This is a genomic window from Psychrobacter sp. UBA2769, from assembly GCF_002352555.1.
GTDB lineage: Bacteria > Pseudomonadota > Gammaproteobacteria > Pseudomonadales > Moraxellaceae > Psychrobacter > Psychrobacter maritimus.
The window spans coordinates 33,739-49,996 of sequence record NZ_DEIR01000018.1; the positions used below are offsets into that span (position 1 = coordinate 33,739).

Annotated in this window: 12 protein-coding genes; 8 read left to right on the top strand and 4 right to left on the bottom strand. The window is 43.5% G+C overall.

Going from position 1 to position 16,258, the window contains the following annotated elements; translation table 11 throughout:
* Positions 1-28: 28 nt before the first annotated feature.
* From B3Q63_RS08090 to B3Q63_RS08105, 4 genes are all read left to right on the top strand, one after another.
* The gene (locus B3Q63_RS08090) at positions 29-3,163 is read left to right on the top strand and encodes a ComEC/Rec2 family competence protein (protein WP_296175582.1); all 3,135 of its coding nucleotides are present in this window, start codon (positions 29-31) and stop codon (positions 3,161-3,163) included.
* 288 nt (positions 3,164-3,451) lie between these two features.
* On the top strand, positions 3,452-4,507 hold the full coding sequence (gene sppA / locus B3Q63_RS08095; protein WP_296175584.1) for a signal peptide peptidase SppA: 1,056 nt from the start codon (positions 3,452-3,454) through the stop codon (positions 4,505-4,507).
* A gap of 126 nt (positions 4,508-4,633) precedes the next feature.
* Complete coding sequence (locus B3Q63_RS08100; RefSeq protein WP_296175587.1) at positions 4,634-5,521, top strand: alpha/beta fold hydrolase; 888 nt, start codon at positions 4,634-4,636, stop codon at positions 5,519-5,521.
* 71 nt (positions 5,522-5,592) lie between these two features.
* Entirely contained in the window at positions 5,593-6,396 is an 804-nt protein-coding gene (locus B3Q63_RS08105) for a CPBP family intramembrane glutamic endopeptidase (protein WP_414706331.1), read from the top strand.
* A gap of 135 nt (positions 6,397-6,531) precedes the next feature.
* Here B3Q63_RS08105 and dusA read toward each other — a convergent pair whose 3' ends face one another.
* The 3 genes from dusA to B3Q63_RS08120 all read right to left on the bottom strand — a co-directional run bounded on the left by dusA (position 6,532) and on the right by B3Q63_RS08120 (position 11,012).
* Positions 6,532-7,503 (bottom strand): tRNA dihydrouridine(20/20a) synthase DusA, encoded by a 972-nt coding sequence (gene dusA, locus B3Q63_RS08110; protein WP_296175589.1) that lies wholly within the window; start codon positions 7,501-7,503, stop codon positions 6,532-6,534.
* A 215-nt stretch (positions 7,504-7,718) separates the two neighbouring features.
* Positions 7,719-9,020, bottom strand: a complete 1,302-nt coding sequence (locus B3Q63_RS08115; RefSeq protein WP_296175591.1) for an MFS transporter — start codon at positions 9,018-9,020, stop codon at positions 7,719-7,721.
* Positions 9,021-9,287: 267 nt separating this feature from the next.
* Positions 9,288-11,012 carry a phospholipase D family protein gene (locus tag B3Q63_RS08120; RefSeq protein WP_296175594.1) on the bottom strand — a complete coding sequence of 575 codons (1,725 nt, stop codon included), beginning with the start codon at positions 11,010-11,012 and terminating at the stop codon, positions 9,288-9,290.
* Positions 11,013-11,523: 511 nt separating this feature from the next.
* On the opposite strand from B3Q63_RS08120, the gene B3Q63_RS08125 reads away from it, so the two are divergent.
* The 4 genes from B3Q63_RS08125 (at position 11,524) to B3Q63_RS08140 (ending at position 15,509) form a co-directional block, all read left to right on the top strand.
* A complete protein-coding gene (locus tag B3Q63_RS08125) occupies positions 11,524-12,813 on the top strand; it encodes an O-succinylhomoserine sulfhydrylase (RefSeq protein ID WP_296175596.1) in 1,290 nt (429 codons plus the stop codon).
* Positions 12,814-12,905: 92 nt separating this feature from the next.
* The gene (locus tag B3Q63_RS08130) at positions 12,906-13,235 is read left to right on the top strand and encodes a YbaB/EbfC family nucleoid-associated protein (RefSeq protein ID WP_025651278.1); all 330 of its coding nucleotides are present in this window, start codon (positions 12,906-12,908) and stop codon (positions 13,233-13,235) included.
* A gap of 197 nt (positions 13,236-13,432) precedes the next feature.
* Positions 13,433-14,026: a recombination mediator RecR gene (gene recR, locus B3Q63_RS08135; protein WP_296175599.1), complete on the top strand. Its 594-nt coding sequence runs from the start codon at positions 13,433-13,435 to the stop codon at positions 14,024-14,026.
* A gap of 148 nt (positions 14,027-14,174) precedes the next feature.
* Positions 14,175-15,509 carry a ribonuclease D gene (locus B3Q63_RS08140; RefSeq protein WP_296175601.1) on the top strand — a complete coding sequence of 445 codons (1,335 nt, stop codon included), beginning with the start codon at positions 14,175-14,177 and terminating at the stop codon, positions 15,507-15,509.
* Between the two features lie 34 nt (positions 15,510-15,543).
* Here B3Q63_RS08140 and B3Q63_RS08145 read toward each other — a convergent pair whose 3' ends face one another.
* Positions 15,544-16,236, bottom strand: a complete 693-nt coding sequence (locus B3Q63_RS08145) for an esterase/lipase family protein (protein WP_296175603.1) — start codon at positions 16,234-16,236, stop codon at positions 15,544-15,546.
* Between the last annotated feature and the right edge of the window lie 22 nt (positions 16,237-16,258).

The following is a 16,258-nucleotide window of genomic DNA, read 5'->3' on the forward strand; positions in this document are numbered from 1 at the left end:
CATACAGACTATCAAGCAAGGAGCGCTGGTGTACTGGTTAATTGGTAGCTTGATAATCATCGTTATGATGGGCGTTTTAGCCGTTGCTGATAGCATGCCGCTGCCTATTAGTCCGCTATTAGCAGACCTCAGTGCTACTGCGACATTGCCGCTATTATTAACGATACTTACTATTGTTTTGTTAGTCGTCAGTCAACGTCGTATTCCATATCCTCGTTCCTTTAACGAAAAAAAACCTCTTGCTCAAAACCCTTCTGTTAAAAATTCTACGAAAACCTCAGCGTATAGCTTGTCGTTACTTTCTAAGTGTGTCCGCTATTTATTATTGGCAGCGCTAGCACTGACGCTGATTAGTGGTAGTGGACTGCTCGCCTTGATAAGTCATCAACAGGCGCAAAGTAGCGCCATAAAACAACCTTTGCGTGTACAAGCGCTGGTTAGCATCGAGGGCATAAGTGATAGTGTCTATGATGTCGCAAGTGATAGTGGCTATCGACAGGTTGCCACCATCAGTCAGATATCACCTTTATTGTCTGAACTGACAGCACAGGATTTAGATAATCTTACGGCGAATTATACTGCAAATTATAAAGAAGGGTTGAATAATAGCCTAAGCAGCAATAAAGAAACTAAAGATAATTTAAGCCATGATAATTCTGAAGATTTTGAAAGCTTTGAGAGAACTGAATACCGCGTATTGCTAAACGCGTATCCAAAAAAGCCAACGTATAAAAAACCTTCCAAAAAATATTCTACGAAACAAGCTAAAAACCCATTTAAGCAATCGCAGATTATAGACTTAAATCATCTGCAGCCCGGTGATCAATTATTGATGACCTTAACGCTAGCGCCACTTGCTAACTCTGAGCAAACGCTGAATAACCCAACCGGATTTGATAGTTATCGGTGGTTACGGGGTCGGCATATCGATGGCGTTGCTAATATACTAGCGACCAGTACCTCGACTATTCCGTTTGATGACTCAGCAGCATCTAAAGCTGATGAGTCTTATTTATACCGTTTGCGTAGCGTTATCGACCAAGGACGTTGGCAACTGCGCCAACACTTTTATCAAGATTGGGCAGCACAAAATACCGCACAGCAGCAAGCAAAAGCGGTAACTTTAAGTTTGCTGACCGGTGATCGCAGTTTAATCAATCGCGATACCAAAGATTTATATCAGTTGGCAGGTATTTCTCATTTATTGGCCATCTCGGGGACGCATGTTTTATTTTTAGCGATTGTGTTAGCAGGATTGGCTGTCCTACTGCTGAATCGCTTTTGTCCCTCTCTATATCGTCATATCCCGCGCTGGCAAGTGCGCTGGTGGGTTATGATTAGTGCGGCTTTTATTTATGCGTTGTTTACCGGGTTTGATGTTCCTGCTGCGCGTACCGCATGGATGTTATTAGCGATAGGTTTGATACGCTTAACACTCCTGCCGATTAGTACTATGCGTATATTATTGGCACTGGCGGTATTGATGGCATGGCTCGACCCATATGTATTGTGGCAGGCAGGTTATTGGCTGTCCTTTATAGCGGTGGCGCTATTGCTAAAATATGAGGATAGCTCAGCACAGCCAAGTCATGCAGAATTGACTCAGCTAACCGCTTTTAGTCATGATGATAATAAAAACAAGCAGCTGCTTAAACGTATGTGGCTAGGCTTCAAACGACTGTTTAAGTTACAGTTTTGGCTATTTATCGCGCTATTACCCATTACCTTGTTATTATTCGGCAAAGCGTCATTGTTAGGACTTGTCGTCAATCTATTTGCCATAGGTTTATTTGGCTGGGTGATTGTACCGCTGAATCTATTGGCAGGGCTTTGCTACCTTATTGTGCCCACGCTGGCAGATGCTATTTGGACGCTGGTAATTGCCATTGTCGCTTATTTACACGAGCTGATTATGTGGCTGACAGCATTACCGATATTCTCAGGCGCATGGCTCTATACGCCAGTCAATATGGCTATTTTGCTGATGGTATTACTGGCAATATTACCGTGGTTATTGCCGCGCGGGCTTATTAGTCGTTGGCTCGCGCTAGCGCCGCTCACACTGCTAGTGATGACGGTATATGCCAATCAGCAGTCGCTAACCACGATACCAACTCTATATATTTTACCGACTGGCGATCAATATGTGAGTGCGGTTTTGCTGCAATATCCTGTGATAAACAATGAAAATGTGCATAAGAATAATAATAAACGCGCAGCCGCTAAAGGGATAAATAAGAAAAATGTCAGCTGGTTGTTTTTGGCCGACCATAGACCTGATAGTGTCCGTACGATGCCAAGCACGCTAACGGCTGACAAGCTTTCTGCGACCCTAGAGCAGCAATTACGTAGCTTATCCATTAAGCGCTTAGAGGGTATCGTGGTACAAAGTAGTAGCGCCGCCTTGACGGCCACATTGTCAACATCATCGACTAGCAACAGTAAATCCTTAAAGCCCAATAGTTTTAAGACGAATAATTCTGAGCCGAATAACTCTGAATTACTACCCATGACAGTAGCGCAACTAAGTCACCGTTTCCCAACGGCTCAATACTGGCAAGCAGGGCGTAGTGAGCGCTGGCCTGAGCGTCAGCGCGTTTATCAAGTAGCCAGTCAATCTGATCAAGCTAAAACTCATACAACCATTAGCGCCCAAGGTTGTGAGCAAGGTAAAATCTGGCAACTCATGAATGGTGATTTAACTTTACGAGCAATAACAGGTTGGAGCAAAATAAACGATGTTAGTGTCTGGGATTGTACGCTTGCGATTGATAGTCGATTGCCTATTCAAGTCATCAATTATAATGCGGCTGAGCCACTCAAATCATTACCTGCTAATATACAAACGCTTCAGTCCGATATAGAGGCGCCAACCCCTCAAGCTAAAAATGCTCAATCACGTCTGATTCTGAATGCCGATACCCATCCGCGCGTTTGGCAAATGTGGTCGTTATTATGTTCGATTGAGTATAATGATAAAAATACCAATTTAAACGACGCCTTAGATAATGCCATAAATAGCAGAACATGGCTTGGACACAGTACTTCGCATATCTCTACTGAGGTAATAAGCCAGCAACAAATCCATGAGATAATCACTTACGATAATAAGCCATTAGATGCTGCCTTAGCTTTTAATGCTGCTACTAAGGATTCACCTTAAGCTTTACCTTAATAGTGCTATGCTTATAAAATGCCTCGCTTCTACTTATGAAATGCCTCACTGCTATAAGGTGTCGCCCTTATAATATCAAGCTATTTCACAGTTCTGCTATTGAACCATGAGTGAAATGGCATCATACTTAGTAGCTTATTTAACTTTTATGAAAGCGCTACAAAATGCACTTATATAAGCAAATATACTTATTGCGGTTGTATTAAGTTTTTGCTCGATTAAGTTTTAAGACCCTCTCTTTTATTGTTTTACATTGTTTCTGACTTAGGAAGTTATATGCCCAACTGGCCACCAGACCCTAACAAACGTCCTAACAACTCGGCAAATCAGCCAACGCCGCTGCAGCAGTCAAATCAGCCGAGCGGACAAGAGTGGCGACTGATTGAAAATACGTTATTAGCCAGTGTGGTTGAGCAGCGCCGCGCCCGTCGCTGGAGTATTTTCTTTAAGCTATTGACCTTTGGTTATATATTATTGATATTTTTAACCCTCGGCCGTGGTTGCAGCACTAAAACACCAACCAGTCTCGATGGCATGGATACCAGTAAGCCGCATTTGGCTGTGGTTGAAATCCAAGGGACGATTAGTAGTGGTGATGTGGCGAATGCTTATGATGTCAATGAAGCCTTGACTCGCGCCTTTAAAAACAGCAATGCCAAAGCGGTGGCGCTCGATATCAACTCACCTGGTGGCTCACCTGTCCAGTCTGATGAAATCTGGCAGACGATGATGGATTTGCGTCAAGAATACCCTGATAAAAAGCTTTACGCGGTGATTGGTGATATGGGTGCTTCTGGTGCTTATTATATCGCCTCAGCGGCGGATGAGATTTATGTCAATCCATCAAGCTTGGTCGGTTCGATTGGCGTAATTATGCCAAGCTATAATATCGAAGGCTTAATGGATAAATTTGGCGTTAAAGACCGTACCATTACCGCAGGCGAGTATAAAGATATCCTAAGCCTATCGCGTCCGCTCACGGCTTATGAAGAGCAGCACGTCGAAAAAGTGCTAGACAATACCCATAAGCACTTTATCAATGCTGTCAAAGAAGGTCGTGGCGATCGTCTAAGAAATCCTGAGCAAAATAAACTGTTTTCAGGGCTATTTTGGACCGGCGAGCAGTCTATTGAGCTTGGTTTAGCCGACAAAAAGGGCAGTATTTCAAGTTTAGAGAAACAACTTAAACTTGATAACGTCGTTAACTATACCCCGAGCGACCCATTTAGCTTATTTATGGATCGCTTTGCGGTTAAGTTAGGCGCAGGGCTTGGCTCAAGCATCAAGCTTGACGTACTACCGCAAGAAGAGGGTAACGCGCAGATGCGCTAAGCCCTTTATATTTTAGATTTAATGTGTATGATTGTTAAGGCTGAGCATATGACTATGCTCAGCCTTAATTGTATATAAATTTTGACTATTATAATAAACAGCTATTTAAATTACTGAGAGCTTGTCATGAGTGCCATTACCTTGCAGACCTTTGCGTCACTGCCCAAATCTAAGATAACCCAAAAGCCTATCATTCATTTTGCTCATGCCAATGGTATGCCAAGTGCCGTTTATGCACCATTTTTTGCACCGCTTGCTGAGTTTTTTACCATTGAATATATTCCTATGTTGGGTAATACGCCCGATTATCCAGTAGATAACCATTGGCAGAGCCTAACGCAGCAAATTATCGACAGTGTTAAATGTACTTGTGAGCAGCATGGCGTTAGTCAGGTGGTGGGCGTCGGTCATTCGCTTGGTGCCATGTGTACTATGCAGGCGTTATACCGTTCGCCAGAATATTTTGCGCAAGCGGTACTGATGGATCCGCCTTGGATTTATGGTAAAGTCAGCTTGCTATGGCATTTGGCCAAAACCGCAGATAGATTACCGCTGATGAATAATCGCTTGATGGATAAGCTCTCGCCAGCGGGCGTCTCTAAGCATCGCCGTGATGTTTGGGATAGCCGCGACGATGCTTATGATAAGCTGCGTCATAAAGGTTTTTTTAAAGATTTCGATGAGCGGAGCTTTCAGGGCTATATCGAGCATGGTTTACATGAGCGTGCTGATGGCAAGGTAACATTGGCTATTCCTAAAGCCAGCGAAGTTGAGGTTTTTCGTACCAATCCGTCATGGTATTGGCTGACCCCAAACCGTGCACCTAAACCGCCGGTGACGCTTATCATTGGTAAAGACAGTATCTTTCTTAAGCGTAGGTTCCCGCAGCAAATCAAATCACGACTTAATATCGATTACGAAACCCACGCTGGCGGTCATATGTTCCCTCTTGAGCATCCAGAATCGGTGGCGCTACAAGTGCTTGAGCTTATCAAAAAACAGTTACCAAAATAAGCTGATGCATTATTAATGCTCAGAGTAAATATCCTGTGGGCAGCTAGCACACCCCTTTGAGTGACAACTTTATGCTAAAAGATGCGACCACTACACCTGCTATCATCCCATCTGTTATGACTAAAGCACCTAAGCCTGCACCGCTATTTTCGCGCTTGGGTGCGTTGCTGTTGGTCATAGGCATGGTGGTGACATTTTTTATCAGTCAATTAATCGGCGTCTATATTGCGGGGAAACTGGTGTTGCCGGCCGCTAAAAATGCAACCATGGGCGATATTTTCTTTTTTGGTAGCAATGATGGCACGGTAGTAAGTCTTTCTATCATCATCGGCTGTATATTATTGGTGGCAATCAGCGTATTGTTGATTCGTGTGAGAGGCGGGAATGTAAAGCAGTATCTGGCGCTAAAGCCCTTCTCATGGACGGTAGGCATCGGCATGTTAGGATTGCTACTGATATTTATGATTGGCAGTCAGGCATTAACTTATCTGCTTGATAAATCGCCACTGGTCTTTGTTGACCCTTTATATCAGTCTGTCAGCTCAGTATGGCTATTGATATTTGCGATGGTGATTGTCGCGCCAATTTATGAGGAGCTGATATTTCGTGGGCTGTTGTGGTCGGCTATCGCTGAGCAGTTTCCAGGCGCAACCTATGCAGAGCATCGCGGGGCAGTCGTCGCAAGTCTAGTGACCAGTGTAATATTTGCAGTGATTCATTTGCAATATGGCATTTATGAAATCAGTACCATTGTGGTATTGGCATTGATATTTTGCTACGCGCGCATTAAGTCAGGCTCGCTACTGCTGCCGATGCTGCTACATATTATTAATAATGGAGCAGCAATGGGACAGTATTTAACGCAGGTCGCTTAAATACTTATATATAAAATACTAACGGCTAATTGGCGAATGCTTGCACCAATTAGCCATGCACCAATTGCCCGTTATTTTAAGCTTATGTGATTGGGCGCTTATAGTATTTTATGCGAGAAGGGTAGTTATTTGTCTTTAAGCATCTGGATTTAAGGCTAAGACTTCTTCAGCGGCTCGTTTAATATCATCAATCGTTAGTTGCGGTTTGCCACTCAATGCTTGTCGCCATTTACGTGCACCCATCAAACCTTGGAACAACCCTAAATAATGCCGCGTCATCGTTGGTAGCGCTTCACCTTTAGCAACTTGTTCTTCTAAATATGGATACAGTTTTGCTAAAATATCTGAGCGCTTAGGAATCGGCGCGCCCCATAAGCTATTGGCTTCTGCCAACAAGTACGGGTTATGGTAAAACGCCCGTCCAATCATCACTCCATCGATATGCTGCAAATGCGCTTTGATATCAGCAACCGTTTCGATACCGCCATTAATTTCGATATCAAGGGCAGGGAAATCCTGCTTAAGCCGGTAAACATCATCATAACGTAATGGCGGTATTTCGCGATTTTGCTTCGGGCTCAAGCCCTGTAGCCACGCCGTACGGGCATGGACAATAAAGCGCGTACAACCTGCAGCCGCTACTTTTTCGACAAAATCCACCATAAACTCATAACTGTCAAAATCATCGATACCAATACGATGCTTGACGGTCACCGGGATATCAACCGCCGCCTGCATGTGCTTAACCAAATCAGCAACCGTATGCGGCTCTGCCATAAGGCAAGCACCAATCTTATTATGTTGGACGCGATCGGACGGACAACCAACGTTGATATTGACCTCATCATAGCCATGCTGCTGGGCAAATTGGGCACATTGGGTCATCTCGCTAATATCGGCGCCGCCCAGTTGTAGCACCAGCGGATGCTCAAGCGTATCAAAGCGCAAATGCCGTGCGCGATTGCCATGTATCAGCGCACCGGTGCTAATCATCTCGGTATAAAGATAAACGTGCGGATTAAATAGCCGTGCAAAGTAGCGATAATCTGTCGTTGTCCAATCGATCATTGGCGCAACAGAGAGTCGTTTGTTGGTCATATCAACCATTAGGGTTAAGCCTCGTTGTTAAGCATGAATACTTTTAAATGCATTTATATATATATTAAAAAAAATAGTCGATAAAGCGCCATGCCTGATAGAGGCAGGGCGCTTTTTTTATCACTAAGGGTATATTGGTTAAACGATGGAAAAATCAATGGTCAAGCAAAGTAGGGCTAAATGATATAGCTACTATGACATGGCTACTATGATATAAATACCTCTTAAATAACCTCATTGATTTTTCTAAACTCTGGCAAATTATAAAAATAAATGCCCATGATGATGCCAATAAAGCCGATAAATACGATGTATAGAGCAGGCGAGAAACTGATATATAAAGTGGCGTAACCAAGCGTAAAAGGCACCAATACCCCAACAAGACCGTAAGAAAGATTATAACAAAGCGCCATGCCAGTGAGTCGTACATTGGTCGGAAATAGTTGCACAATAATGGCGGGTATCATGCCAACGATACCAGCGCAAAAACCTAAAAGCGCATACATAATAAGAATATAGTCGCCACTGGCTTGCAGGTGATAAAAGAAAGCAAGCATCTGCACAATCAATAATACAGAGCCAATCGCCAATACTTTACCAAAATTTTGATGATTGGATATGATGCCATAAAACACACAGCCAAAAATCATAAACACAATGCCAAGACTGTGTGAAAATCCAAACAAGTCATTATCTAGGGTAAAGCGCAATTCAATTAAATCCGGTAATAACAGAACGATAACGGTCGTGATACTAGCGACAATGAGGGTCAGAACCAAGCCGATAAAGATAGAATGCTTACAATGTTTAAAGAGTAGGGTAAAGGGTTTGACCACATAATCACGTGGTTTTGATGCTTTCATAGCGATAAAAAACGGTGACTCATCTATCCAGCGCCATGCCAACAAAGGTAAAACGCTCAAAAATGCTGCGATAAAAAATGGTATACGCCAACCATAATCAGCCAATTGCGCAGTGGTCAGTGCAGTGGTCAGCCAAAGAAAAAAGGCGTTGGAAAATAACACACCAACATAGAAACTTGCGGTCACATAGCCACAAGCAACTGATAAATATTGGCGCGGCACGTGTTCTGAGACAAAAACCCAAGCAAGCGGTACAAAAACGCCAAATGCCATCCCTTGTATCAAACGTAAGGCAATAAATAAAGCGGGCGCAACCAAGCCCCATTGTGCATGCGTTGGTAAGCAGGCCATGGCCAATAAGCTTGCAGCAGTCACCAATATACTGATTAATAAGAGCGGTTTTCGACCTTTAATATCACCAAAGCGGCCAAAGATGATGCCGCCAAATGGACGTGCCAAATACCCAATCGCAAAAAGCCCAAGCCCTTGCATACTGGCAACCGTAGAGTCAGTATTGGCAGGTAAAAAGGTAGCAGCGATGATATTTGCAAGATATAAATAAATCAAAAAATCAAAAAACGCGACCGCGCTGCTAAAGCAAATAAACAGTACGGCATTTCTATCTTTAGAGGACATCAGAGCATATTGAGAACGAGAAGGCATAATATATCACGCACCCACATAGGGAAGAGTTTGTTAAGCCAGTCACCATCTAGATAACCGGCCATAATAAAAAACGACAAATCATATAACTGGCTAATGATTTGCCGAAAAGATAGGGTCTTGCACTAAAAAATACTTCAGCATTAAATTATCGGCTTAAGATATCTCGCTCAAGTTACTATCGCTATAGACAATTTGTAAATAAGCGCTTATAAACAAAACTGATTGATTCAAGCTAAAATTAATTCAAGCTAAATGAGCTAACGCTTATAATAACCAATCAATCGGTAACCATGACATGATGGTCAGCCATACATGGTCACTGATATCAACGCGTGGCTCTGAATCGTAAATGACTTTTTTGCCATCTTCTACGGTATGCCACTGCAAATTGCCGTTTTCTAATAACTTGACTTCATAAGCTTGGCTTAATAGGTCATCGCTGAGCGCACCATGTAACTGCTTTGCAAGCTCATCATCATTGATAATCACGCCCATCTCGGTATTGATATTCGCGGAGCGCGGGTCGACATTATATGAGCCGATAAATACTTGATAGTCATCAACGGCAAAGGTTTTTGCATGCAAGCTGGTTGACGATTGACTGCGCGCTTTCCAAAGCTTGTTTTCGCGTTTTTCTTCAGAAGCGGTAGATTTTAGCTCGTAGATTTTTACCCCTGCACGCAGCAGGTTAGGACGCCATTGACTGTAGCCAGAATGCACGGCGGTCACATCGGTCGCATCAAAAGAGTTGGTTAAAATCTTGATATCGATGCCCGCTTCGGCCAGCGCAACCAACGTATTGACACCGTCTTTGGTCGGTACAAAGTAAGATGAAATAATAGTAAGACGCTTGGTCGGGCTGCCCAATAAAGTGCGCAGCTGATGCACCAAATTGGTATCTGCTGGGACAGTTTTAGTGAGTTTACCAACATCATCACTCAAGAATTGCATGTCCGTCCAGCGAAAGGGCACGCGCTTATTGATTAAATCAGTATCAATAGACGAATCTTCGATAGCAGCTTTATAGACATCTAAGCTACTTTTGCTGTTATTTTTTTCATCAACTCTTAACTTATCCAAGCCCTCTAAAAAATCCGTGGTTTCACCTTTATCAAGGGTCGCTAAGGTTTGAATATCAAATGAGATTGGTGCCGACCAGTAGCTTGCAAAGCTATTGTCAATATCAGCGACAACTTTACCTATCAGTAAAACGTCTAAATCCGCAAATTGGCTGTTTTTATCGTTACTTAAGTATTCATCACCGATATTACGCCCACCAATAATGGTGATTTGCTTATCAAAAATCATGCTTTTATTGTGCATGCGGCGATTGATTCGCGGTAAACCGGTGACGAAGTTTAAAGTTTGAAATTTACGGTACATCAAGGGATTAATAATACGTACCGCGATATTCGGGTGACTGGCAAAACGTAATAAATGCTGATCGAATTTGGCATTGTTATTAAAGTCATCGAGCAACAAGCGTACAATAACCCCGCGTTCGGCGGCATCCCATAAGTCTTTGAGCATCAGCTGTCCGGCTTGGTCATCGTGCCAAATATAGTATTGCGCATCGATATTGCGGGTGGCCATACTGGTCAAAATACTGCGTGAGGCAAACGCATTGGCACCGGTCACAATCGGATGGTAGCCAGATAAATCAGGGTGAATCTCGCTTTGTTCACTAATCGCCGCCACCAAATCCGTATTGTCGATTTTTGGATTGGTATTTGGGCTATTTTCTTGGCTGCTATATTGATTATTACTGCTTTGATTACTACTATTTTGATTATTATCGCTATCGCTTTCAATACTATCTTCTTCTGGCTCATCATTTTGCTGATATAGAGCGTCAACCCGCGCTGATAAAGCTTGGCTTTCAGGCAAATGCGGCTGCTTTGGCAAAGTTTGGCAGCCACTAAGACTTAAGGTGAGTCCCAGTGTTAGACTCAGCGATAAGTTGCTTGGTTCTATACTAAACATCGACATAAATGAGATACCTTAATGAGCCTGAATATAATGACATACTGGTGAATAATGGACTTAACTTTGCTTGCTGTTTTTACCGATGATAGCACTGATTATGAAGCGGATCATAATATCGCTCAAAGCAATATTCAAAGCGCGGCTAAGCTTAGCAGCTGTTGTCATCTGTGCCTATTATAAATACGTTATTTTTGTTAGATACGGCACGTTATTTGGTCATGATAACCACATCGTCCAGTCATCGTCTGCGCTTGCATCTTATCCTTATAAATGCATCGGTGTTTTTAGTATTAAGTCATTAATAGTTAATTCTAAATATTTAATAATAATTTCTGAACACTAAGTGCTAAACCTAATACTAAGTGCTAAACCTATAGTATTCAAAAATAATATTTAGCAGGCCTTTGAAACCAGCTGTTTGGAATAAGTTGCCATGCTATGATAACGCGAACAAATGCTGTTTATAGTCAAAATAAGCCGTATGTTTAATAATAACCAGTGCAATGGAAAATTTATGAGCCAGTCGCAAGTGCATGATGATAAAAATTTGAATAAAGTAGACCCTAACTGGCGCAGTGACGCGCTCAATCTAGAACTCGATTATGGTATGCAAACGATAGCAGTACGGGCAGGGCAGCATCGTACCGACGAAGGTGAGCATTCAGAAGCTATTTTTACCACCAGCTCTTATGTTTATGAGTCGGCGGCAGATGCGGCAGCACATTTTAATGGTGACAAGACGGGCAACGTCTATTCACGCCATACCAATCCTAGCGTGCGTACCTTTGAGCGTCGTTTAGCAGCCTTAGAAAATGGCGAGCGTGCGGTGGCGACCGCCTCAGGTATGGGCGCGATTTTGACCATGTGTTTAGCCTATTTAAAAGCAGGCGATCATTTGCTCGCTGCCAATCAATTGTTTGGCTCATCGATTGGTTTATTTAATAACTATATGGCAAAGTTTGACGTTGAAGTCAGCTATGTCGATTGCTTCGATAATGACGCGTGGGCAAATGCTGTGCAGCCAAATACCAAAGTGATTTATTGCGAAAGCCCCAGCAATCCGTTGGCGCAAATCTGCGATATCGGCTATTTAAGTCAGCTATGTAAAGCCAACGATATCTTATTGGTCGTTGATAACTGCTTTGCAACGCCAGCATTGCAACGCCCACTTGATTTGGGCGCTGATGTGGTCATTCACTCTGCGACCAAATATTTAGACGGTCAAGGTCGGGTATTGGGCGGCGCTTTAGTCGGTAGCGATAAGCTGATGCAAGAGGCATTTACCGTGGTGCGCTCAGGCGGCATCAGCATGAGCCCATTTAACGCATGGGTCTTTACCAAGGGGCTTGAAACTCTTAAATTGCGTATGCAAGCGCATTGCCAGAATGCAAATCAAGTGGCAGAATTTTTGGTCAATCATCCCAATGTCAGTACCGTGCATTTTTCAGGATTAAGTAATCATCCCGCTCATGAGTTGGCGACGCGTCAACATCATATGAAAGGTGGCTATGGTGCTATCATGGGCTTTGAAGTTAAGGCTTCTGAAAGCGCTGATTCAAGCAAGAGGGATTCAAAAGCCGCTGCTTGGCATGTGATTGACTCAACACAAATGGTTTCTATCACCAATAACTTAGGCGATGCTAAAACGACGATTACTCATCCGGCGACTACTACCCATTTTCGCCTAACGCCTGAGGCAAGAGCAGAGGCAGGTGTTAATGATAGTCTCATCCGTTTGTCGGTAGGTTTAGAAGATGTGGAAGATATCATCAAAGATTTGGCGCGTGGTTTAGACAGTTTGTAAAGATAAAGGTATAATCGCGGTTAACATCAAGTTTACGTGATTAATGACGATTCATTATTATACGCATTAAGACAAAATACAAAGAGGCAACTATGAATATTCAAGCATTGATGCAACAAGCACAAACGATGCAAAAGAAAGTCGAAGCAAACGTTGAAAACGCCAAGAAAGAATTGGCCAATAAAGAAGTTCAAGCCGAAGCGGGCAGCGGTCTGGTAAAAGTTACTATGACAGGTCGTCACGTGGTCAAGCGTTTGACTATAGATCCAAGCTTATTGGAAGATGAGCCTGATATGATTGAAGACTTAATCGCAGCTGCGATCAATGATGCCGTCCGTCAAGCAGATGAGTTATATGAAGAAACCATGGCTGGCGCGACCTCAGGTATGGGTTTACCACCAGGTATGCAAGGTATGTTCTAAATAGCGGGATTTTAAGCGCTAAGCTTTTAAAGACGAAACTTTTAAAGACTAATTTTTTAAAATCAAAGCCGTTAAATATTAAGCTTTTAAGCGCGAAAAACCGCTGATTGAACACAAAAATGGGGTTGTTATCGACACGATACGACCCCATTTTTATAGCTAGGATTTATAAATTAAGTTAAATAAAGGAAGTTACTTTGCTGACAGCCAAATTTGATCAGCTGGTCAAACAGCTGCGTATTTTGCCGGGCGTGGGGCAAAAAAGTGCCCAACGTATGGCGCTACATCTGCTTACCAAAAAACGCCCCCAAGGCATGGCGCTCGCGCAAGCACTTGATGAGGCGATGCGCGATATCGTCGAATGTCAGCGCTGCCATAGCTTTAGCGACGAGGCAGTTTGTCCATTATGCCAAGATCCAAGGCGCGATAATGGCTTGTTATGCGTGGTCGAAACTGCCGCAGATGTGATGGCTATCGAGCAAACCGCAGGCTATCGTGGGCGCTATTTCGTTTTAGGTGGTCACTTATCACCGATAGACGGCATCAGTGCTGATGATTTAAATATTGATCAACTGGTTTGGCGGGTTAAGCAAGAGCCTGTTGAAGAGCTGATATTGGCAACTGGTACTACCGTTGAGGGTCAAACGACGGCGCACTTTATCAGTGAGGCGGTCAGTCGTCATGTCAATAAAGTCACTCGCTTGGCACAAGGTGTACCGATGGGCGGCGAGCTTGAGTACCTAGATAGTATGACCCTTGGACAAGCCATGCAAAATCGCTCTTTCTTATAGTATGCTGTATAGCAATTTCATAAATTCTCTATAAAAGCCAAGTCTTGTCCATTTTATTTGATGGAATTGTTATAATTGTTTTCTTATCCACTTTTATTAAGACGCAATTTAGCGTTTTATTTTCTCCTATTTATGCAGGTATCTGCCCGTGTCCAACCATGCTTCAACAGCTTCAACTGCTGCCACCCAATCAAACCTCTCAGACAATACTACTGCTGCTACTGATGATGAGCCCTCAAAACCATCAGTCAATAACGAGGTAGCGCCCACAGATTTGCCACCCGAGCCAGATATCGATGCACTGCTAGATATCGCCGATGAAGCTGCAGTCACTTGGGTACGTCAGCAAGATGGTTTAAAGGAAGTTATCGATGCCTTGGCAACTTGCGGGCGGGTAGCGTTAGATACCGAGTTTATCAAGCGCGATACCTATTATCCGCGCTTGGCATTGGTGCAGTTAAATGTGGGTGATCATATTTATTTGTTAGATGCCCCGCAACTGCAATTGGCTGAGCTGTGGCAAGCGCTGATGAAAGTGGATGTGGCGATTTGGCATGCCTGCGGCGAGGATTTGGGGATTTTTTATCTACTGTCTGGTTGTCCGCCATTGACCAATATCTTTGATACGCAAATTGCCCTGTCATATTTGACAGGTCAGCTGCAAATGGGCTATCAGCAGGCGCTTGATGACCAATTAGATATGCACATCGATAAAGAACAAAGCCAATCAGACTGGCTACAGCGTCCGCTATCAGATGAGCAAGAGCAATATGCGATAGATGACGTGCGATTTTTGCCAGCGCTTTATCTAAGCCTTGAGTACGAGCTGAAAAAGCAAGGGCTGTTTGAATACGTGTGGGCGGACTGCCAGCTGTATGCCAGTGATTTGTATGACGCGCAGCACGTTGAAGATGATGAGATGTATCTAACGATGGCGGATTATCGTTATACCTCTGAGCAAATGGCGATACTACAAGCAGTGGCAACATGGCGTGAGGAGCTGGCACGGGCGACCAATCAGCCGCGTACCTTTGTCATTAAAAAACAAGCAGTGCGTGAGATTATCACCGAAAAGCCAAGCAGCATGCGTGAGCTTGCGCACAAAACCACGATGCACCGTAGTATGCTGCGCCTATATGGTGAAGAGCTGTTAAAGGTGATTAAAGAAGCCAAAAACCTGCATCCTGCTGAGCATCCAGACTGCCTATTACCACCGTATCGCTCGAAAAACAAAGTACTGCCAAAAGCAGTACAACACGCGATAGACAAGCAAGCAGAAAAAATCGGCGTGCCTGCTAATGTATTGATGCGTAAAAAATGGCTGGCACAGCTCTATGAAGTGATTGCTTTTGATAAGGAAATAAGCGAGCTGCCTGAAGGGTTAAAAGGCTGGCGCAATAAGTGGGTGATGCAAACCTTGATTCCAGTGATTGAGGAACATAAAACCGAGTTACAACAGGGGATGGGTATTAATGTTCGCTAAGCGATAAATAGTAGGGTTTATAAGTGCTTAACATTTATAACTCTTTAAGCTTGTTATGGTTAAATTGTCCGTGTCGTAAAAAATATTGAGTCTGCTCTGCAACTGCTTTATCGACCAGCATACCCGTATGAGAGACGGGCAAGACAATGTGGTCAGTTGCGGTCTCTATTTTGGTTTCTTCTATATATACTGTGCCATCGTGGAGCAGATGTTCTGCTGATGGCATGTTATTTGTCTTACGTAGTTTGCGATTATGATACTGCAAAAATAACTGCCCTAAGCCATAAGGACGATTACCGGCAATCACGCCTAAGGTAATATGCTCCGGTAAGGATGCGACCGTGCCATCTAGCGCATCGACGTACGAGCGCCCTACTACAGCTGGCGTCAAGCGCCAAATATAATCTGCACAAACACTCCCTAAATGCGGTGTCCCAAGTGTTACGCAGCGTCCAATTTGCCATTGCGGATATTCGTTAACAAAATCACGAACAATCAAACCGCCCAAACTATGACCGACCAAATCGATTGGTTGGTCTGGATGATGATGATTTTCTAGCCAGCTATTTAGACGGGCGCTATTGGTTTTGATGCCATCACGCATACTGCGATAGCCATATTGGTGGGTGTCAAATCCTGCCGCTTGCAAGCGTTTGGCCAATGGTCGCATAATCCAAGCGCTTTGATGCAGACCATGAATCAGAATAACGCGACTTTTTTGTTGCATGTCATTATCCAAAAATTAATTT

What these genes read in the sequence shown, in the direction of transcription:
- dusA (WP_296175589.1), bottom strand. Translation starts at nt 7,503, where the DNA reads ATGGTTGATATGACCAACAAACGACTCTCTGTTGCGCCAATGATCGAT.
- B3Q63_RS08130 (WP_025651278.1), top strand. Translation starts at nt 12,906, where the DNA reads ATGAATATTCAAGCATTGATGCAACAAGCACAAACGATGCAAAAGAAA.
- B3Q63_RS08100 (WP_296175587.1), top strand. Translation starts at nt 4,634, where the DNA reads ATGAGTGCCATTACCTTGCAGACCTTTGCGTCACTGCCCAAATCTAAG.
- B3Q63_RS08145 (WP_296175603.1), bottom strand. Translation starts at nt 16,236, where the DNA reads ATGCAACAAAAAAGTCGCGTTATTCTGATTCATGGTCTGCATCAAAGC.
- B3Q63_RS08105 (WP_414706331.1), top strand. Translation starts at nt 5,593, where the DNA reads ATGCTAAAAGATGCGACCACTACACCTGCTATCATCCCATCTGTTATG.
- sppA (WP_296175584.1), top strand. Translation starts at nt 3,452, where the DNA reads ATGCCCAACTGGCCACCAGACCCTAACAAACGTCCTAACAACTCGGCA.
- B3Q63_RS08120 (WP_296175594.1), bottom strand. Translation starts at nt 11,012, where the DNA reads ATGTCGATGTTTAGTATAGAACCAAGCAACTTATCGCTGAGTCTAACA.
- B3Q63_RS08125 (WP_296175596.1), top strand. Translation starts at nt 11,524, where the DNA reads ATGAGCCAGTCGCAAGTGCATGATGATAAAAATTTGAATAAAGTAGAC.
- B3Q63_RS08115 (WP_296175591.1), bottom strand. Translation starts at nt 9,020, where the DNA reads ATGCCTTCTCGTTCTCAATATGCTCTGATGTCCTCTAAAGATAGAAAT.